The following is an 18,742-nucleotide window of genomic DNA, read 5'->3' on the forward strand; positions in this document are numbered from 1 at the left end:
TATTACCTGTGGAAGATTAGATTGAGCGCATGACACTGGCCCCCGCGGCGCCGGAGAACGACCGGCGGCAGTCCCGACGCCGACACGATCGCGAGATCGTGTCCCTCGCCGTTCCCGCATTCGGAGCCCTCGTCGCCGAGCCGCTCTTTGTGCTGGCGGACAGCGCGATCGTGGGCCACCTCGGCACCCCGCAACTGGCCGGTTTGGGTATTGCCGCCCCTCTGCTCACCACCGCCGTGAGCATCTTCGTCTTCCTCGCATACGCCACCACCGCCGCGGTCTCCCGCCGGGTAGGCGCAGGCGACCTGCGGGCCGCGATCCGTCAGGGTATGGACGGCATCTGGCTGGCCCTGCTCCTGGGCGCCGCCGTGGTGGCCACCGTACTGCCAGCCGCTCCCTGGCTCGTCGGCGTCTTCGGCGCCTCGGACACTGCGGCCCCGTACGCCATCACCTACCTCCGGATCTCCGCCCTCGGCATCCCGGCCATGCTCGTGGTGCTCGCCGCCACCGGAGTGCTTCGCGGGCTCCAGAACACCAGGACTCCCCTGTACGTCGCCATCGGCGGCTTCGCGGTCAACGGCGTGCTCAATGTGGGACTCGTCTACGGGGCCGGACTGGGCATCGCGGGATCGGGGTGGGGCACCGTCATCGCCCAGTTCGGCATGGCCGCCGTCTATCTGACCGTGGTCGTGCGTGGGGCCCGACAGCACGGGGCCTCCCTGCGGCCCGACACGGGTGGCATCAGGAACAGCGCACAAGCGGGCGTGCCGCTCCTGGTCCGCACGCTCTCGCTCCGATCCGTCCTGATGATCGCCACTGCCGTCGCTGCCCGCTTGGGCAACGCCGACATCGCCGCCCACCAGATCATCCTGTCCCTGTGGAATCTGATGGCCTTCGCCCTCGATGCGATCGCCATCGCAGGCCAGGCAATCATCGGCCGCCATCTCGGCGCCGACGACGTGGCGGGCGCCAGGCAGGCCTGTCGCCGCATGGTGGAGTGGGGCATCGCCTTCGGGGTACTGCTCGGCCTGCTTGTCGTGGCCGCCCGGCCTGCCTTCATCCCGCTCTTCACCAGCGACCGGACCGTCCAGGACACCCTGCTGCCCGCCCTGCTGGTGGTCGCGCTGACCCAGCCGCTCGCCGGAGTGGTGTTCGTACTCGACGGCGTACTGATGGGCGCGGGCGACGGTCCCTATCTGGCCCGCGCGATGCTGCTGACGCTGGCCGTCTTCGCTCCGGTGGCGCTCCTGGTTCCGACGCTCGGCGGCGGGCTGACCGCGCTCTGGTGGGCCATGGCTCTGATGATGACGGTCCGGATGCTGACCCTGGTATTCCGAGCCCGCTCCGGCCGCTGGCTGGTCACCGGCGCGACACGCTGACCGTGTTTCACGTGAAACCGTGCCGTGCAGCGTCACGTGAAACAGCGAAGCAGGGTGAGAGACGACGTTTCCGTTTCACGTGAAACACAGCGAAAGGGCCGCACCCCGGAGGGTACGGCCCTTTCTGTGCTGTGCGGTGCGGTGCTTAGGCGGCGATGACCTCGACGCCGAGCTTCGCGACAACGTCGGCGTGCAGACGCACAGACACCTGGTGGGCGCCCAGGGTCTTGATCGGCGCACCGAGCTCGACGCGGCGCTTGTCCACGTCCGGGCCACCGGCAGCCTTGATCGCCGCAGCGACGTCGGCCTGGGTGACAGAGCCGAAGAGACGGCCGGCGTCGCCGGAGCGAACAGCCAGACGCACCTTCACGCCCTCGAGCTGGGCCTTGACCTCGTTGGCCTGCTCGATGGTCGCGATCTCGTGGATCTTGCGCGCACGACGAATCTGCGCGACATCCTTCTCGCCACCCTTGGTCCAGCGGATCGCGAAACCACGCGGGACCAGGTAGTTGCGAGCGTAGCCGTCCTTGACGTCAACGACGTCGCCGGCAGTGCCGAGGCCAGAGACCTCGTGGGTGAGGATGATCTTCATTATTCGGTCACCCTTCCCTTATCGCGCGGTGGACGTGTAGGGCAGCAGCGCCATCTCACGGCTGTTCTTGACGGCCGTGGCGACGTCACGCTGGTGCTGCGTGCAGTTGCCGGTCACGCGGCGGGCACGGATCTTGCCGCGGTCGGAAATGAACTTCCGCAGCATGTTCGTGTCCTTGTAGTCCACGTAAGCGGTCTTGTCCTTGCAGAAAGCGCAGACCTTCTTCTTAGGCTTGCGCACAGGCGGCTTCGCCATGGTGTTTCTCCTGTGTGATCAAGAAGTGGGGGTACGAGCTGCCCTAGAAGGGCGGCTCGTCCGAGTAGCCGCCGCCGGAGCTTCCGCCCCAGCCGCCACCGCTGCCACCCTGCGGCTGTCCGCCACCGGCCGGCGCACTGGAAGCCCACGGGTCGTCGGCGGGAGCACCGCCGCCGGCCTGCTGGCCACCACTGGGGGCTCCGCCCCAGTTGCCACCGCCCTGCTGCTGACCGCCGCCGCCGTAGCCGCCCTGGCCGCCTCGGCCGGTGGTCTTGGTGACCTTGGCCGTGGCGTTCTTGAGGCTGGGGCCGACTTCCTCGACGTCCAGCTCGAAGACCGTGCGCTTGACGCCCTCGCGGTCCTCGTAGGACCGCTGCCTCAGCCGGCCCTGCACGACTACGCGCATGCCTCGCTGAAGCGACTCCGCGACGTTCTCCGCCGCCTGACGCCAGACCGAGCAGGTCAGGAACAGGCTCTCGCCGTCCTTCCACTCATTGGTCTGACGGTCGAAGGTACGGGGAGTGGACGCGACACGGAACTTCGCGACGGCCGCACCGGAGGGGGTGAAGCGCAGCTCGGGGTCGTCGACGAGATTGCCGACGACCGTGATGACGGTCTCGCCTGCCATGGATGAACCTCTCGGCGGGGATTGCTGCTGGCTGCTGTGTTGCTACTCGGACCCGATTGCCTCTGAGCGGAAGCTCAGTGGGTCTCGGGGCGGAGGACCTTGGTCCGGAGGACCGACTCGTTCAGGTTCATCTGACGGTCGAGCTCCTTGACGACCGCAGGCTCGGCCTGAAGGTCGAGGACCGTGTAGATGCCCTCGGGCTTCTTCTTGATCTCGTAGGCGAGACGACGACGGCCCCAGGTGTCGACCTTCTCAACCTTTCCGTTGCCCTCGCGGACGACGGAGAGGAAGTTCTCGATCAGGGGAGAGACAGCGCGCTCCTCCAGATCGGGGTCGAGGATGACCATCACCTCGTAGTGACGCATGTGGAACCCACCTCCTTTGGACTCAGCGGCCACGGTCGTTCCGTGGCAGGAGGGTCGTGATGCGTAAGCAACGGTATCGGCGACCACTGACAATCCCCCTCCACGAGGAGCGGGACGGCATGCGGGCACGGCTGACACCGGTGCAGACCGTCCAGAGTACCTGTTGACCCGCTTCCGGTTGAAATCCGGTGGGCAGGGGACGCAATCTGTACAGATCGGGTGTGTGCGGCGTCACCCTTCGCCGCTTTCCGCCAGGAGGTGCCCCATGGCACAAGCAGTGCGTCCGAATGCCCCTGTCTCCCTCTTCGCCACCGACGGCAAGGCCCATCCGCTCCAGGACACGTTCGCGGCCGTCGCGGCCGTGCTGGGCGCGCTGGCCTTCACCACGGCGTGGTTCTACAACCTCCACCTGGTCAGCTCGTGGGCCGGCCTCGCCGGGATTGTCACGGGCGCGTACGGCCAGTTCATCTCGGCGACGACCCGGGAGCGGTTCCTGTTGATCCTGGGGCTCGGCGCCTCCGCTGTCGGCTTCTTCCTCGGCATGGCCCACGGCGGCCTCTTCGGCGGTGTCGTCGGCGGCTGACCACCGCACGGCACCCCCCACCACCGGATGGCCGTACGGCACTGTGCCGTACGGCCATCCGGGGCGCTCCTGCGGCCCAGTAGGCTTCGGCACGAGAGCCGGAGCCCCTGTACCCATGGGGACACACCTGCCGAGGAGCGCCCCGCATGAGCCTGACCCTGAGGACCATCAGCCGTGAGCAGCATCTGGCGTACATCCAGAGCCTGCCTGCGGCGAGCCACTGCCAGGTCCCGGCGTGGGCTGACGTCAAGACGGAATGGCGTTCCGAGAGCCTCGGCTGGTTCGACAAGAACGGCGAGCTCGTCGGCGCCGGTCTGGTGCTATACCGCCAGCTCCCCAAGGTCAAGCGCTACTTGGCGTATCTGCCCGAGGGCCCGGTCATCAACTGGTACGCGCCCAACCTGGACGAGTGGCTGAAGCCGATGCTCGCGCACCTCAAGCAGCAGGGCGCGTTCTCCGTGAAGATGGGCCCGCCCGTCGTCATCCGCCGCTGGGACTCGACCGCCATCAAGTCCGGTATCCAGGACCCGGATGTGAAGCGCCTGCGCGACGTCGAGGCCACGCACATCGAGCCGCGCGCCTTCGAAGTCGCCGACCGGCTGCGGAAGATGGGCTGGCAGCAGGGCGAGGACGGTGGCGCCGGCTTCGGCGACGTCCAGCCGCGCTACGTCTTCCAGGTTCCGCTGGCCAACCGTTCGCTCGACGACGTCCTCAAGGGCTTCAACCAGCTGTGGCGCCGCAACATCAAGAAGGCGGAGAAGGCCGGGGTCGAGGTCGTCCAGGGCGGTTACGAGGACCTCGCCGAGTGGCAGCGCCTGTACGAGATCACCGCGGTGCGCGACCACTTCCGGCCGCGTCCGCTCTCGTACTTCCAGCGCATGTGGACGGTCCTCAACTCCGAGGATCCCAACCGGATGCGGCTCTACTTCGCGCGGCACAACGGCGTAAACCTCTCCGCTGCGACGATGCTGGTCGTCGGCGGACACGTCTGGTACTCCTACGGCGCCTCCGACAACATCGGCCGCGAGGTCCGGCCGTCCAACGCGATGCAGTGGCGGATGCTCCGCGACGCGTACGCGATGGGTGCGACCGTCTACGACCTGCGCGGCATCTCCGACTCCTTGGACGAGACCGACCACCTCTTCGGCCTCATCCAGTTCAAGGTGGGCACCGGGGGCGAGGCCGCCGAGTATCTCGGCGAGTGGGACTTCCCGTTGAACAAGCTGCTCCACAAGGCGCTGGACATCTATATGTCGCGCCGCTGACCGGTTGCGTAACCTCGTTCCCCGTACCCCCGACACATCGCAGCCATCAGAAAGGTCCGGACGGCCATGGCGCTCACCCTCTACGTCGACTCCGCTCGCTGGCGGGCGCACCAGAAGTCCGTGATCGACCAGTTCCCGGGCATCGTCCCGGTCTGCAAGGGCAACGGCTACGGCTTCGGCCATGAGCGGCTCGCGGACGAGGTATCCCGCTTCGGCTCGGACATCCTGGCGGTCGGCACCACTTATGAAGCCGCCCGCATCAAGGACTGGTTCAGCGGCGATCTGCTCGTCCTGACGCCCTTCCGGCGCGGCGAGGAGCCGGTGCCGCTGCCCGACCGCGTCATCCGCTCGGTCTCCTCGGTGGACGGCGTGCACGCTCTGGTGGGCGCCCGGGTGGTCATCGAGTGCATGAGCTCGATGAAGCGCCACGGCGTCAAGGAGGAGGAGCTCGGCATGCTCCACTCCGCCATCGAGGACGTACGGCTCGAAGGCTTCGCGCTGCACCTCCCGCTGGACCGCACCGACGGCTCGGACGCCGTCGAGGAGGTCATCGCATGGATGGACCGGCTGCGCGCGGCCCGGCTGCCGCTGCACACCATGTTCGTCAGCCATCTGCGCGCCGAGGAGCAGGCGCGGCTGCAGCAGCAGTTCCCGCAGACCCGCTTCCGGGCCCGCATCGGTACGCGGCTGTGGCTCGGCGACCATGAGGCGACCGAGTACCGGGGCGCCGTCCTCGACGTCACCCGGGTCGCCAAGGGCGACCGGTTCGGCTACCGCCAGCAGAAGGTCGCCTCCGACGGCTGGCTGGTCGTGGTCGCCGGCGGCACCTCGCACGGCGTCGGTCTGGAGGCCCCGAAGGCCCTGCACGGCGTGATGCCGCGCGCCAAGGGCGTCGCCCGGGCGGGGCTCGCCACCGTCAACCGCAACCTGTCGCCGTTCGTCTGGGCGGGCAAGCAGCGCTGGTTCGCGGAACCGCCGCACATGCAGGTGTCGATCCTGTTCGTGCCGTCGGACTCGCAGGAACCGCGCGTGGGCGACGAGCTGGTGGCCCATCTGCGCCACACCACCACGCAGTTCGACCGCCTGGTCGAGCGCTAACGGTAACCTGCCCCAAGACATCGGGCCCCTGGCCGACGACAGCCGCCGTCAGCCAGGGGCCCGAGCCTTTTCTACGACGCGGGTGAATTCGTGCCCCACTCGACTCGCGGCCCCTCGACGAGCTGTGCAGCGTGCCGCGGCGGATGCGCCGCCTGGCCCAGCACGAAGACGTCCTCGGCCCGGTCGAGGACCCCTCCCGACGGGTCGTCCGAGCCGTCACGGCGAACGACGTCCCGCTCCGGCATCAGAATGTCGCGCACCACGACGGCGCACAGGTACAGCGTCGTCAACAGATGGGCGGCGATGGCCAGTTGGTAACCCTCGGGCGGCAGACCCTGATGCTTGTCACCGCTCATCGTGTACGCAAGGTACAGCCAGATCCCCAGGAAGTACGCGACCTCACCGGCCTGCCAGACCAGGAAGTCCCGCCAGCGCGGCCTGGCGAGCGCGGCCAGCGGGATCAGCCACAGGACGTACTGCGGCGAGTAGACCTTGTTGGTGATGATGAACGCGGCGACGACCAGGAAGGCGAGCTGCGCGAAGCGCGGGCGGCGCGGCGCGGTGAGGGTGAGCACCGCGATTCCCGCGCAAGCGACGACCATGAGAAGCGTGGCCAGGGTGTTCACCATGCCGGTGTCCAGGCCCTTGCCGGTGCGCTGCGAAATGATCAGCCAGAACGAACCGAAGTCGACCGACCGATCCTGGCTGAAGGTGTAGAACTTCTTCCACCCCTCGGGCGCGAGCATCATCACGGGCAGGTTCACGACCAGCCAGGCACCGGCGGCGCCGAGCATCGCGGCCCCGAATTCGCGCCACTTCCCGGCCCGCCAGCACAGCACGAGCAGCGGGCCGAGGAGCAGCACCGGGTAGAGCTTCGCGGCCGTTGCCAGGCCGATCAGGATGCCGAAGGCGAGCGATCGGCCACGGGACCACATCAGCATGGCCGCCGCGGTGAGGGCGACGGCGAACAGGTCCCAGTTGATGGTGGCCGTGAGCGCGAAGGCGGGGGCGAGCGCGACGAGCAGAGCGTCCCAGGGGCGGCGGCGGTGCGTCCGCGCGACACAGACGGCGATGACGGCCGTGCAGACCATCAGCATCCCCGCGTTGACCATCCAGTACATCTGCTCGCGGTGCTGCATGTCGCCGCTGCCCGGTGTCAGCCAGGAGGCGACTTCCATGAACAGGCCGGTCAGCACCGGGTACTCGAGGTAGTTCATATCGCCGTTGAGGCGGTCGAAGTACGGCACCAGATTGTCGGCGAAGCCGCGGAGCGAGTACAGGTGCGGGATGTCCGAGTAGCAGGCGTGCGTGTACTGCGAATTGGCACCCCGGAACCAAGCCCAGTCGTAGCAGGGCAGCTTCTGAGCCATCCCCAGGGCGAACATGCCGATCGCGACGAGCACCACGATTCTGATCGGGGTGAGCCAGTGGTGGCCGGGCCTGGCCCAGCGGCCGAGGGGGCCGCCGATCAGCTGGCTTCCGGCCGCGGCGACCTCGTCCTGCTCCGTGGGGCGTACGACGGGTTCTGCGGAGGCTCCGCGCCGGTCCTCGTGCACACGGGGGCTCGTCTCGCTCGTCATGCCCGACATCCTGCCGTACGCCGCTGTCGATACGGGGAGCGGTGGTGTTTCACGTGAAACAAGCGGTGTGTTTCACGTGAAACGAGACGAGGGGCGGTGTTTCACGTGAAACACCGCCCCTCGTCTTCAGTCGGCCGACCTAGCCGCCGGCTCCTGCGAACCAACCGCCGGGGCCGCCGCCAGGTTTCGATCTGCTGGGCGACGGGCTGAGGCTGGGTCCGCCGACGGTCCCACCGTTCGTCGGGCCCTGGTTGGTGCCACCCGTGTCGTTGCAAGTCCAGTCCCACTTGCTGCACGAGCTGCTGGGACTCGGGGAGGGCGATTTCGACGGAGTGCCGGACGGGGTGCTGGACGGGGACGGCGAGGACGGCGCGCTCTGAGAAGGAGCCGCGCTGGGGCTGGGGGACATGCCTCCGCCGTAGACCTTGTCGCCGATCTTCTCGGCGGCCGGGAACGTCTCGGCCGGAGAGTCGCCGAGCGCCTGCTCCATGTAGTCGTGCCAGATGGTCGACGGGAACGAGGCGCCGTGGATCTTCTCCTGGCCGCCCGTTCCGAACATCTTCAAGAACTCGCGCTTCTTGCTGGTCTCGTTGTCGTCCAGCCGGTACATGCTGACGGCGGTCGAGTACTGCGGCGTGTAGCCGACGAACCACGCCGACCGGTTGCCGTCGGTGGTACCGGTCTTACCGGCCACCTGACGGCCGCTGAGCTTCGCGTTGGTTCCCGTGCCCTTTTCGACGACGGTCTTCAGTACGTCCGTGACGTTGTTGGCCACAGCGGCGGGGATGGCATTCTTGGCCTGGTCCTGGTGCTGGTAGATCGTCTTCCCGTCCTTCTGCACCGACGTGACGGAGAACGGGTCGCGCTGCGTGCCGCTCGCGGCAAAGGTGGCGTACGCGCCGGCCATCCGGATCGCGCTGGGCGACGACGTGCCGATGGAGAACGACGGGACGCTGGAGGAGGCCATGCTGGTCTTGCTGTCGTGCAGCCCCGCCGCCATCGCGACCTGCTTCACCTTGTCGGTGCCGACATCCATACCGAGCTGGACGTACGGGGTGTTCACCGACTCCTGCATCGCGTAGCGGAGATCGATGGCGTAGCTCGGCGGGTTGTAGGACTCGTCACCGTCGTTGGTCTGCAGCCACTCGTTGCCGTCCTGGTTCTTCCAGATGGTCCCGTCGTAGTTCTTGATCTTCAGCTTGTTCTTGCCGCTGTAGATGCTGTCCGGCGAGACGGGCGTCCGGTCGGAGTCGCTCTGCTGCGCGGGCTTGTTTGGGTCGCGCTTTCCGTACTCCATCCCGGCCGCGAGGACGAACGGCTTGAAGGTCGAGCCGACCTGGGCACCGGTTTCGTCGGCGTTGTTGGTGAAGTGCTTGGTCGCGTCCTCACCGCCGTAGATGGCCACGATGGCCCCTGTCTTCACGTCCACCGAAGCAGCGCCGAACTGGACGAAATTGTCCACGTCGGGGCGCTTCTTCGGGTCGATGTTCTTGTCCCGGACCTGCTTGACGACGCCTTCCATCTCCTGGACCTTCTTCTTGTCGAAGGTCGTGTGGATCTGGTAGCCGCCCTTGGTCAGGTCGATGTCCGGGTTGGCGTTCCTCGCATACCCCTGGGCGAGGCCCACGAGGTAGCCGATCTGCCCGCCGAGGTTCGCGTTCTTCTTCGGCTTGTCGGGCATCGGGAAGATCTTGTACTTCGCGCGTTCGGCCGCGTCCATGTGCTTGTCCTTGACCTCCTGGTCGAGGATCCAGCCCCAGCGCTCCGTGGCGTTCTTGGTGTTCTGCTGGGCGGTGGCCGCCGGGTCGACCTCCGGCGCGCCGGCCGGGTCGAAATAGGTCGCGCCCTTGAGGAGCGAGGCGAGGAAGGCGCACTGGCTCGGGTCGAGATCCTTGGCGTCCTTGCCGTAGTACGTACGGGCCGCGGCCTGCAGGCCGTAGGCGCCGCGGCCGTAATAGGCGGTATTGAGATAGCCCGCCATGATCTCGCTCTTCTGCTTGGTCGCACCGACCTTGATGGAGATGAAGAGCTCTTTGAACTTACGGGTGATCGTCTGCGACTGGTCGTCGAGGCGGGCGTTCTTCACGTACTGCTGCGTGATGGTCGAGCCGCCCTGGGTCTGGCCGCCCTTCGCCATGTTCAGCACCGCGCGGGCGATGCCCTGGGGGTCGACGCCACTGTCGGTCTCGAACGTCTTGTTCTCGGCCGAGATGACGGCGTACCGCATCGCCGCCGGGATCTTCTCGTAGGGGATGATCTGGCGGTTGACCTCACCGCCGGTGGCGACCATCTGCGTGTTGTCCGCCCAGAAGTAGACGTTGTTCTGGGCCGTCGCCGCCCGGGCCACGTCCGGCACGCCCACCATGTAGTACGCCACACCGATGGCGACGACCAGCAGACCGAAGCAGCTCAGACAGCAGGCGCCGACCAGCTTCCAGGACGGCATCCAGCGGCGCCATCCGTGCTTGCCGTAGCGGGGGTAGTCGATGAACCGCTTCTTGGGCGGCCGGCCTCCGCCCGCGCCACCCCGGCCCGCCCGGCGCCCCGGCCCGCCAGGAGGGCCGCCGGCGTCCGCTGCACGCCTACGGCCGCCACCCCGCTGAGCCCGGCGCGCCTCGGCCCGCCCGCCGTAGGCCGACTCCTCCGCGTTCGGCGCCGACGGCGCCCCGTACCCATCGGACGGCGACTGAGCCGCTCTGCGGCCGGGGGGCTGCTGCGCGGCGCGCCGGGCAGCAGCACGTCCACCGCCCTGAGGCTGCGGCGGTTTGCGACGGTGCTCGCTCATCGAACAACTACTCCTCGGGCAGGCGAGAGCGCCTGGAAACGGCAGCTGGGTTCCTGTCCCCCCGATGTGCGGAGCGCCCCTGTGAAGGGCGCGTCCACGCTGCATCCCGTGTGCCGATGGCGCTGAACACGCCGACGCCCCCTGACGTCACTCGGCACACAGTGGTCTGCATGGCGCACAGACTACGCACGCCCAAAACCGCCCCAGGGCCGAAGTTCACCCCAAATCAGGCAAGTTGCTGCCTATGAATTGACGATGTGACGCCGTTCACCATGGCCCCTCTTGTCGCAGCCGCGACTCGGCTCTATCGTGCTGATGTATCGAGTCGATACATCAGCACGGCATAAAGGTCCCCGACGACCGAGGAGGCGAAGGATGAGCAGGCGCTCCGGCATCCTCGAATTCGCCGTACTCGGCCTGCTCCGCGAGGCCCCGATGCACGGTTACGAACTGCGCAAGCGGCTCAACACCTCGTTGGGGATCTTCCGGGCCTTCAGTTACGGGACCCTCTATCCCTGCCTCAAGACGCTGGTCTCCAACGGCTGGTTGATCGAGGAGCCGGGCAGCGCTCCCGAGGATGCGCTCGCCGCTTCACTCGCAGGGCGCCGCGCCAAGATCGTCTACCGGTTGACGGCGGAAGGTAAGGAGCACTTCGAGGAGCTGCTCTCCCACACCGGCCCCGACACCTGGGAGGACGAGCACTTCGCCGCCCGTTTCGCCTTCTTCGGCCAGACGGAGCGAGAGGTGCGGATGCGCGTGCTGGAAGGTCGTCGCAGTCGGCTGGAGGAGCGCCTCGAGAAGATGCGTGCCTCCCTGGCCCGTACGCGCGAGCGCCTGGACGACTACACGCTTGAGCTGCAGCGCCACGGCATGGAGTCCGTGGAGCGCGAAGTGCGCTGGCTGAACGAGCTCATCGAGAGCGAGCGGGCGGGACGGGATCAGCGATCCGGCTCCGCCACCGGCTCGGCTCAGCAGGACCACACATCAGGAGAGACGGGCGGCCTGCCCCGGCACCGGGACAGCACCCGGCCGGATCCGTCCGAGGACACCGCCAACTGAAGGCCTGCGTTCGCAGGACTTCGAAGATCACACAGGGAGCAACCGGAATGGGTTCGGTTCGCGTAGCCATCGTCGGCGTGGGCAACTGCGCCGCCTCGCTGGTGCAGGGCGTCGAGTACTACAAGGACGCCGACCCGGCCACCAAGGTCCCGGGTCTGATGCACGTCCAGTTCGGCGACTACCACGTCGGTGACGTGGAGTTCGTCGCCGCGTTCGACGTCGACGCCAAGAAGGTCGGCCTCGACCTCTCTGACGCCATCGGTGCCAGCGAGAACAACACCATCAAGATCTGCGACGTCCCCAACAAGGGCGTCACGGTCCAGCGCGGCCACACCCTGGACGGTCTCGGTAAGTACTACCGCATGACCATCGAGGAATCCGCCGAGGCTCCGGTCGACGTCGTCCAGATTCTCAAGGACAAGCAGGTCGACGTTCTGGTCTGCTACCTGCCGGTCGGTTCCGAGGACGCTGCGAAGTTCTACGCGCAGTGCGCCATCGACGCCAAGGTCGCGTTCGTCAACGCCCTCCCGGTCTTCATCGCCGGCACCAAGGAGTGGGCGGACAAGTTCACCGAGGCGGGCGTTCCGATCGTCGGCGACGACATCAAGTCGCAGGTCGGCGCCACCATCACGCACCGCGTGATGGCGAAGCTGTTCGAAGACCGCGGTGTCCGTCTTGAGCGCACCATGCAGCTCAACGTCGGCGGCAACATGGACTTCAAGAACATGCTGGAGCGCGACCGCCTCGAGTCCAAGAAGATCTCGAAGACGCAGGCCGTCACCTCGCAGATCCCCGACCGCGACATGGGCGAGAAGAACGTCCACATCGGTCCGTCGGACTACGTGGCCTGGCTGGACGACCGCAAGTGGGCGTACGTGCGCCTCGAGGGCCGTGCCTTCGGTGACGTTCCGCTGAACCTGGAGTACAAGCTCGAGGTCTGGGACTCCCCGAACTCCGCGGGTGTCATCATCGACGCCCTGCGCGCCGCGAAGATCGCCAAGGACCGCGGCATCGGCGGCCCGATCCTGTCGGCGTCGAGCTACTTCATGAAGTCCCCGCCGGTCCAGTACTTCGACGACGAGGCCTTCGCCAACGTCGAGAAGTTCATCAAGGGCGAGGTCGAGCGCTAGAGCTCGCACCCCTGAGGACTGCTGAGGGTCCCCGTGTGCCATGTGCGCCCGGGGGCCCTTGGCGTGTGTGACGCTTGCCCACATGCCCGTCGTACGTGATCTGCGCGTGCTCCTGCGTCTGAAGGAATTCCGGCATCTGCTGGCCGTACGGCTGCTGTCCCAGGCCGCGGACGGCGTGTACCAGGTCGCCCTCGCCACGTACGTCGTCTTCTCCCCCGAGAAACAGACCTCGCCCGGCGCGATCGCCTCCGCCATGGCCGTCCTGCTGCTCCCGTACTCACTCGTCGGCCCCTTCGCGGGCGTCCTCCTCGACCGCTGGCGCCGTCGGCAGGTCTTCCTGTACGGGAACCTCCTGCGAGCCGTCCTCGCCGGCTGCACCGCACTGCTCGTCATCGGATCCGCGCCCGAATGGCTGTTCTACGCCTCCGCGCTCGCCGTGACGGCCGTCAACCGCTTCGTTCTCGCCGGTCTCTCAGCCTCGCTGCCGCGGGTGGTCGACGCCGAGCGCCTCGTCATGGCCAACTCGCTCTCCCCGACAGCCGGAACACTGGCTGCCACTGCGGGCGGCGGGCTGGCCTTCGCGCTGCGCCTGGTGATCGACGCTAACGCGGTGACCGTCGTCCTCGGCGCCGTCCTCTATCTCTGCGCGTCGCTCGCCTCCCTGCGCCTGCCGCCCGGCCTGCTCGGGCCCGACCCCAAAGCTGTGCAGCCCGGCCTGGCCGCGGTGATCCGCTCCACGGCGCGCGGACTGGCCGACGGCGTACGGCACTTGAACGCACGCAGATCGGCAGCGCGGGTCCTCATCGCGATGACGCTGATGCGGTTCTGCTACGGGGCACTGACGGTGATGCTGTTGATGCTCTGCCGGTACGCCTGGGCGAAGGAGCCGGGGAACGGGGGCCCGGCCGGCGGTCTCGCGCTGCTCGGGCTCGCCGTGGCCGTCTCGGGAGCGGGCTTCTTCGCGGCGGCCGTCATAACCCCGTGGGCGGTGGCACGGCTCGGCCAGTATCGCTGGATCGTGGTGTGCTCGGCCACCGCCGCGGTGCTCGAACCGGCGCTCGGCCTGCCCTTCGAACCCGTGCCGATGCTGATCGCCGCCTTTGTCCTCGGCCTGGTCACCCAGGGCGCGAAGATCACCACCGACACCGTGATCCAGTCTTCGGTGGACGACTCCTTCCGGGGCCGGATCTTCTCCCTGTACGACGTGCTGTTCAACATGGCCTTCGTCGGCGCTGCGGCCGTAGCCGCCCTGATGCTCCCGCCGGACGGCCGCTCGGCCGCCCTCGTCATCACGGTGTCCGTCATCTACGCGGCGGTAGCGGCCTTTATGACCAGGTTTCGCGTCCCTGAGTGTCACATCGGGGCCACAGAATGACCTGCGGTGTCTGCGTTGCTCTGGGGGCCCGCTAACTTACGGGCGTCATACATCGCCAGCATTTTCGAGGGGACCCTCTCAGTGACCACGCCGCCCCAGGGCCAGAACCCGTACGCCCAGAACCCCGACGCTCCGTACGGGCAGAACGCTCCGTACGGGCAGCCTGGGCAGCCCGGGCCCTACGGCCAGCCCGGCCAGCCTGGCCAGCCCGGCTGGCCGCCGCAGGGCGCGCCCTACCAGGGTGTCCCGATGGCACCGCAGGGCACACCGACCCGCAGCGGCGGCAAGACCGCGCTCAAGGTGATCGGCGCCGTCATCGGCCTGGTCGTCATAGCCGGCGGCTGGTATCTGAACCAGAACAGCGAAGACGCCAAGAAGCTGGCCGTCGGCGACTGCCTGTACAACAAGGGCACCGACAACAGCCCCGACATCCAGCAGGTGAGCTGCACGGACGCCAAGGCGACCCACAAGGTGCTCAAGAAGAGCCCGGGCGCCAGCCTTCCCTCGCTGACCTGCCAGAACGTCACGGGGACCACGGCGGCCTTCACCTGGAAGGAAAAGAGCGACTCCTTCACCCTCTGCCTGGGCGACGCCAAGTAGCACGCATGACGAAGGGGCGGTGTTTCACGTGAAACACCGCCCCTTCGTCATGCCGTCAGCCGGTCATGTTTCACGTGAAACATGGCCTCAGCCCTGCGCCGCCCACCACTCCTTGAGTGCCGCGACGGCCGCATCGTGCTCCATCGGCCCGTTCTCGAGACGCAGCTCCAGCAGGTGCTTGTACGCCTGCCCGATCGCCGGACCGGGGCCGATGCCCAGGATCTGCATGATCTGGTTGCCGTCCAGATCGGGCCGGATCGAGTCCAGCTCCTCCTGCTGCTGAAGCTCGGCGATCCGCTCCTCCAGGCCGTCGTAGGCCCGCGACAGCTCACTCGCCTTGCGCTTGTTGCGCGTAGTGCAGTCCGAGCGGGTCAGCTTGTGCAGCCGGTCGAGGAGCGGGCCCGCGTCGCGGACGTACCGTCGCACCGCCGAGTCGGTCCACTCCCCGGTCCCGTAGCCGTGGAAGCGCAGATGCAGCTCCACCAAGTGCGCGACGTCCTTGACCATCTCGTTCGAGTACTTCAGCGCGGTCATCCGCTTCTTGGTCATCTTCGCGCCGACCACCTCGTGGTGGTGGAAGGAGACCCGGCCGTCCGACTCGAACCGCCGTGTCCTCGGCTTGCCGATGTCGTGCAGCAGCGCCGCGAGCCGCAGCACCAGGTCCGGACCGTCCTGCTCCAGGTCGATCGCCTGGTCAAGGACCGTCAGCGAGTGCTCGTAGACGTCCTTGTGCCGGTGGTGCTCGTCGCTCTCCAGACGCAGCGCGGGCAGCTCCGGGAGTACGTGGTCGGCGAGCCCGGTGTCAACGAGCAGCCGCAGACCCTTCTTCGGGTGCGTGGAGACCAGCAGCTTGTTCAGCTCGTCCCGCACGCGCTCGGCGGAGACGATCTCGATGCGGCCCGACATCTCCGTCATGGCGGTGACGACCTCGGGGGCCACCTCGAAGTCGAGCTGCGCGGCGAAGCGCGCGGCCCTCATCATGCGCAGCGGGTCGTCGGAGAAGGACTCCTCGGGCGTTCCCGGCGTGCGGAGCACCCGTGCGGCCAGGTCTTCCAGGCCCCCGTGCGGGTCGACGAACTCCTTCTGCGGCAGCGCCACCGCCATCGCGTTGACGGTGAAGTCGCGGCGGACGAGGTCTTCCTCGATGGAGTCGCCGTAGGACACCTCGGGCTTGCGCGACGTCCGGTCGTACGCCTCGGAGCGGTACGTCGTCACCTCGATGAGGTAACCATCCTTCTGGCAGCCGACCGTGCCGAAGGCGATCCCGACCTCCCAGACCGCGTCCGCCCAGGGCCGCACGATCTTCAGAACGTCCTCGGGGCGGGCGTCGGTCGTGAAGTCCAGGTCGTTGCCGAGCCGCCCGAGCAGCGCGTCACGGACCGAGCCGCCGACAAGGGCAAGCGAGAACCCCGCCTCCTCGAATCGGTTGGCGAGATCGTCCGCTACAGGGGACACCCGCAGCAGTTCACTCACCGCGCGGCGCTGCACCTGGCTCAGTGCACTGGGATTGTCTTCGTTGGCGTTCGGCACAACAGAAAAGGGTACGTGGCCCGGCCGACCGGGGCGTCATTCTTATTGCGGGCCCCCGATATGCGGGCAGGCCCGTCGGTACGGCAATCTTCCGATCATGTGGAGCAGTCCGCGGCACTTCGCCACAGTGCGCATCGTTACCATGCGTGGACGCAGCAACCGACAGCGACGACAGCGAGGGACGGGCGAGCGCGTGGCCGAGGCGGCAGATTCCCAGGGGATGACTCCCTCTCCTGCCCACCGGTGGCTGCGCCGCACGGCGGCACTGCTCGTCGGCGCCCCGCTGTTCGCGGGCCTGCTGTCCGCCACGGCCACCCCGGCGGCGCAGGCCGAGGACAGCACCTCGACGCAGAACGTCCAGGTGTCACTCGACTCGGTGGCCCCCAAGGCCCCCGTCAAAAGCGACACCCTGACGATCTCCGGAAGGGTCACCAACAAGGGCAGGCAGGCCGTCACCGGCGCCCATGTGGGGCTGAGGGTGGGGCCGAAACTGTCCGGACGTACCGCGATCGACGAGGCGGCCACCCGCACCGGGTACTCCCCGAGCAGCGACGCGGCGGAGATCGGCGACGGGTACACCGTCAAGTTCGACAAGCTGGACACCGGGATCAGCCAGGACTTCACCCTGTCCGTGCCGGTCTCCAAGCTGAGCCTCGGCGAGGACGGCGTCTACCAGCTCGGCGTCTCCGTGTCGGGCCAGACCGCGAACCAGCGGTACGACCAGGTGCTCGGCATCCAGCGGACCTTCCTGCCGTGGCAGCCGGAGGCCACCGAGGGCAAGAAGAGCCAGCTCACCTTTCTGTGGCCGCTCGTCTCCTCGGCCCACCTCACCGCACAGACGGGCTCGGACGCCCAGCAGACGCCCGTCTTCACCGACGACTCCCTGGCGAAGGAGATCGGCCCCGGCGGCCAGCTGGAGCAGATGGTCTCGCTCGGCCGGCAACTGCCCGTGACCTGGGTGATCGACCCCGATCTGCTGGCCACCGTCGACGCGATGACCCGCAACTACAAGATCAAGGTCGGCGACAACCTGGTCGCCGGCACCGGCCAGGACGTGGCCAAGGAGTGGCTGAGTTCGCTGGAGGCGGCGGTCCAGGGCGAGAAGGTCGTCGCCCTCCCGTTCGCCGACCCCGATCTCGCCTCGCTCGCCCACCACGGCCGGGACGTCCCCGGCTCGCTGAGCCATCTCCAGAGCGCCACCGAGGTGGCACAGAAGACCATCGACACGATCCTCCACGTGACCCCGTCGGTCGACTACTCCTGGCCCGTGGACGGCGCCGTCGACCCGTCCATCGTCGATGTGGCCACGTCGGCCGGCGCGCACAACGTGATCGCGCGCAGCGACAGCCTGCGGGACGGCGCGGTCGCGTACGCTCCCACGGCGGCCCGGCCGATCGGCGGCGGCACCAACGCGATCGTCGCCGACGCCCGGCTCTCCACGGCCTTCCAGGGCGACATGTCTATGGCGGACACCTCGACGCTCGCGGTGCAGGAGTTCCTCGCGCAGACCCTCGCGATCACGCTGCAGGACACCGAAAAGCAGCGCAGCATCGTCGTGGCCCCGCAGCGGATGCCGACCGTCAGCCAGGCGCAGACGATGGCCGCCGCACTGCACGCGCTGGATCCGCAGCGCTGGACCCAGCCGCTCGACCTGTCGGGCGCCGCCACTGCCAAGCCCGATCCGCTCGCCACGACGAAGGTGCCCGGCGCCGGTGCCTACCCGGATTCGCTGCGCCAGCAGGAACTGCCGGTCAACGCCTTCCAGGACATGAAGAACACCCAGGGCACCCTGGACAAGTTCAAGGTGATCCTGACCGCACCCGACCGGGTGGTCACGCCCTTCGGCAACGCGATCAACCGGGAGATGTCGACGTCCTGGCGCGGCGACTCGGGCGGCGCGCAGAACTACCGCTCCGGCGTCCAGCTCTACCTGGACAGTCTGACGGACCAGGTCAATCTCATCCAGAAGTCGACCGCGACGATGTCGGGGCGCAGCGCCACCATCGCCGTCACCGTGCAGAACAAACTCGTGCAGGGCGTCGACCACCTGGTGCTGAGACTCCAGCCGAAGAGCCCGACCCGCCTGCAGCTGGGCCAGGACGGCGACGCGATCGGCGAACAGCCGGTGAAGGTGGACGGCGACCGCAGTCAGTCGGTGAAGTTCACCGCCATCGCCAACGCCAACGGTCCCGTGCCGGTGACCGCGCGCCTCTACACCGAGGACGGCACGCCGTACGGTGAGCCGATGGAGTTCACCGTCCAGGTCTCCGAGATCACTCCGACGGTGATGCTGGTCATCGCCGGCGGTGTCCTGCTGCTGGTGCTCGCGGGCATCAGGATGTACACCCATCGCAAGCGCTCCATGGCTCGTGAGGAATCCGAGGAGAACGGCGACCCCGGGCAGTCCAACGGTTCGCCGGGCACGGATCCCGGGCAGCCGAGTGACCCGGCACCGGACACCGGTCCGGAAAGCGGGGCCGCACCGGGCCCGGGTGAGAAAGTGGACCATTGAGCTATG

General features: G+C 67.9%; 16 protein-coding genes. 9 read left to right on the forward strand and 7 right to left on the reverse strand.

The features are described 5' to 3' along the window. Positions 1-29 precede the first annotated feature (29 nt). Entirely contained in the window at positions 30-1,379 is a 1,350-nt protein-coding gene (locus ACIBK6_RS04780; protein WP_399048797.1) for an MATE family efflux transporter, read from the forward strand. A gap of 145 nt (positions 1,380-1,524) precedes the next feature. On the opposite strand, the gene rplI is transcribed toward ACIBK6_RS04780, so the two are convergent. From rplI to rpsF, 4 genes are all read right to left on the reverse strand, one after another. Next, positions 1,525-1,971: a 50S ribosomal protein L9 gene (rplI, locus tag ACIBK6_RS04785; RefSeq protein WP_114038679.1), complete on the reverse strand. Its 447-nt coding sequence runs from the start codon at positions 1,969-1,971 to the stop codon at positions 1,525-1,527. 18 nt (positions 1,972-1,989) lie between these two features. Next, positions 1,990-2,226: a 30S ribosomal protein S18 gene (rpsR, locus tag ACIBK6_RS04790; protein WP_005315025.1), complete on the reverse strand. Its 237-nt coding sequence runs from the start codon at positions 2,224-2,226 to the stop codon at positions 1,990-1,992. A 43-nt stretch (positions 2,227-2,269) separates the two neighbouring features. Further along, on the reverse strand, positions 2,270-2,854 hold the full coding sequence (locus tag ACIBK6_RS04795; protein WP_399048800.1) for a single-stranded DNA-binding protein: 585 nt from the start codon (positions 2,852-2,854) through the stop codon (positions 2,270-2,272). A 74-nt stretch (positions 2,855-2,928) separates the two neighbouring features. Continuing rightward, positions 2,929-3,219, reverse strand: a complete 291-nt coding sequence (gene rpsF / locus ACIBK6_RS04800) for a 30S ribosomal protein S6 (protein WP_100575641.1) — start codon at positions 3,217-3,219, stop codon at positions 2,929-2,931. A 265-nt stretch (positions 3,220-3,484) separates the two neighbouring features. Between rpsF and ACIBK6_RS04805 the strand changes: the two genes are divergently transcribed. The 3 genes from ACIBK6_RS04805 (at position 3,485) to ACIBK6_RS04815 (ending at position 6,165) form a co-directional block, all read left to right on the forward strand. After that, positions 3,485-3,802 carry a hypothetical protein gene (locus ACIBK6_RS04805; protein ID WP_399048801.1) on the forward strand — a complete coding sequence of 106 codons (318 nt, stop codon included), beginning with the start codon at positions 3,485-3,487 and terminating at the stop codon, positions 3,800-3,802. Positions 3,803-3,948: 146 nt separating this feature from the next. After that, a complete protein-coding gene (locus tag ACIBK6_RS04810) occupies positions 3,949-5,067 on the forward strand; it encodes a lipid II:glycine glycyltransferase FemX (protein WP_399048802.1) in 1,119 nt (372 codons plus the stop codon). A 66-nt stretch (positions 5,068-5,133) separates the two neighbouring features. Then, a complete protein-coding gene (locus tag ACIBK6_RS04815) occupies positions 5,134-6,165 on the forward strand; it encodes an alanine racemase (RefSeq protein WP_399048803.1) in 1,032 nt (343 codons plus the stop codon). Positions 6,166-6,236: 71 nt separating this feature from the next. Here ACIBK6_RS04815 and ACIBK6_RS04820 read toward each other — a convergent pair whose 3' ends face one another. Together ACIBK6_RS04820 and ACIBK6_RS04825 are read right to left on the reverse strand one after the other, a co-directional pair. Continuing rightward, positions 6,237-7,745 carry a glycosyltransferase family 87 protein gene (locus tag ACIBK6_RS04820; RefSeq protein ID WP_399048804.1) on the reverse strand — a complete coding sequence of 503 codons (1,509 nt, stop codon included), beginning with the start codon at positions 7,743-7,745 and terminating at the stop codon, positions 6,237-6,239. 139 nt (positions 7,746-7,884) lie between these two features. Then, entirely contained in the window at positions 7,885-10,530 is a 2,646-nt protein-coding gene (locus ACIBK6_RS04825; RefSeq protein WP_399048805.1) for a transglycosylase domain-containing protein, read from the reverse strand. 375 nt (positions 10,531-10,905) lie between these two features. Here ACIBK6_RS04825 and ACIBK6_RS04830 point away from each other — a divergent pair, with 375 nt between their 5' ends. The 4 genes from ACIBK6_RS04830 (at position 10,906) to ACIBK6_RS04845 (ending at position 14,694) form a co-directional block, all read left to right on the forward strand. Continuing rightward, positions 10,906-11,589 (forward strand): helix-turn-helix transcriptional regulator, encoded by a 684-nt coding sequence (locus ACIBK6_RS04830; RefSeq protein ID WP_399048807.1) that lies wholly within the window; start codon positions 10,906-10,908, stop codon positions 11,587-11,589. 47 nt (positions 11,590-11,636) lie between these two features. Further along, a complete protein-coding gene (locus tag ACIBK6_RS04835) occupies positions 11,637-12,719 on the forward strand; it encodes an inositol-3-phosphate synthase (RefSeq protein WP_399048809.1) in 1,083 nt (360 codons plus the stop codon). 82 nt (positions 12,720-12,801) lie between these two features. After that, the gene (locus tag ACIBK6_RS04840) at positions 12,802-14,094 is read left to right on the forward strand and encodes an MFS transporter (protein ID WP_399048811.1); all 1,293 of its coding nucleotides are present in this window, start codon (positions 12,802-12,804) and stop codon (positions 14,092-14,094) included. A gap of 81 nt (positions 14,095-14,175) precedes the next feature. Continuing rightward, positions 14,176-14,694: a hypothetical protein gene (locus ACIBK6_RS04845; RefSeq protein ID WP_399048812.1), complete on the forward strand. Its 519-nt coding sequence runs from the start codon at positions 14,176-14,178 to the stop codon at positions 14,692-14,694. Positions 14,695-14,781: 87 nt separating this feature from the next. Here ACIBK6_RS04845 and ACIBK6_RS04850 read toward each other — a convergent pair whose 3' ends face one another. Further along, the gene (locus ACIBK6_RS04850) at positions 14,782-16,224 is read right to left on the reverse strand and encodes a CCA tRNA nucleotidyltransferase (RefSeq protein WP_399048813.1); all 1,443 of its coding nucleotides are present in this window, start codon (positions 16,222-16,224) and stop codon (positions 14,782-14,784) included. Positions 16,225-16,417: 193 nt separating this feature from the next. Here ACIBK6_RS04850 and ACIBK6_RS04855 point away from each other — a divergent pair, with 193 nt between their 5' ends. Next, positions 16,418-18,736 (forward strand): DUF6049 family protein, encoded by a 2,319-nt coding sequence (locus ACIBK6_RS04855; protein WP_399048815.1) that lies wholly within the window; start codon positions 16,418-16,420, stop codon positions 18,734-18,736. The last annotated feature ends 6 nt before the right edge of the window (positions 18,737-18,742 follow it).

This window comes from Streptomyces sp. NPDC050485 (assembly GCF_044458185.1).
GTDB lineage: Bacteria > Actinomycetota > Actinomycetes > Streptomycetales > Streptomycetaceae > Streptomyces.

Bases quoted from the DNA above. Each gene is read 5' to 3' on its own strand.
- ACIBK6_RS04780 (WP_399048797.1), top strand. From the start codon at position 30: ATGACACTGGCCCCCGCGGCGCCGGAGAACGACCGGCGGCAGTCCCGA.
- rplI (WP_114038679.1), bottom strand. From the start codon at position 1,971: ATGAAGATCATCCTCACCCACGAGGTCTCTGGCCTCGGCACTGCCGGC.
- rpsR (WP_005315025.1), bottom strand. From the start codon at position 2,226: ATGGCGAAGCCGCCTGTGCGCAAGCCTAAGAAGAAGGTCTGCGCTTTC.
- ACIBK6_RS04795 (WP_399048800.1), bottom strand. From the start codon at position 2,854: ATGGCAGGCGAGACCGTCATCACGGTCGTCGGCAATCTCGTCGACGAC.
- rpsF (WP_100575641.1), bottom strand. From the start codon at position 3,219: ATGCGTCACTACGAGGTGATGGTCATCCTCGACCCCGATCTGGAGGAG.
- ACIBK6_RS04805 (WP_399048801.1), top strand. From the start codon at position 3,485: ATGGCACAAGCAGTGCGTCCGAATGCCCCTGTCTCCCTCTTCGCCACC.
- ACIBK6_RS04810 (WP_399048802.1), top strand. From the start codon at position 3,949: ATGAGCCTGACCCTGAGGACCATCAGCCGTGAGCAGCATCTGGCGTAC.
- ACIBK6_RS04815 (WP_399048803.1), top strand. From the start codon at position 5,134: ATGGCGCTCACCCTCTACGTCGACTCCGCTCGCTGGCGGGCGCACCAG.
- ACIBK6_RS04820 (WP_399048804.1), bottom strand. From the start codon at position 7,745: ATGACGAGCGAGACGAGCCCCCGTGTGCACGAGGACCGGCGCGGAGCC.
- ACIBK6_RS04825 (WP_399048805.1), bottom strand. From the start codon at position 10,530: ATGAGCGAGCACCGTCGCAAACCGCCGCAGCCTCAGGGCGGTGGACGT.
- ACIBK6_RS04830 (WP_399048807.1), top strand. From the start codon at position 10,906: ATGAGCAGGCGCTCCGGCATCCTCGAATTCGCCGTACTCGGCCTGCTC.
- ACIBK6_RS04835 (WP_399048809.1), top strand. From the start codon at position 11,637: ATGGGTTCGGTTCGCGTAGCCATCGTCGGCGTGGGCAACTGCGCCGCC.
- ACIBK6_RS04840 (WP_399048811.1), top strand. From the start codon at position 12,802: ATGCCCGTCGTACGTGATCTGCGCGTGCTCCTGCGTCTGAAGGAATTC.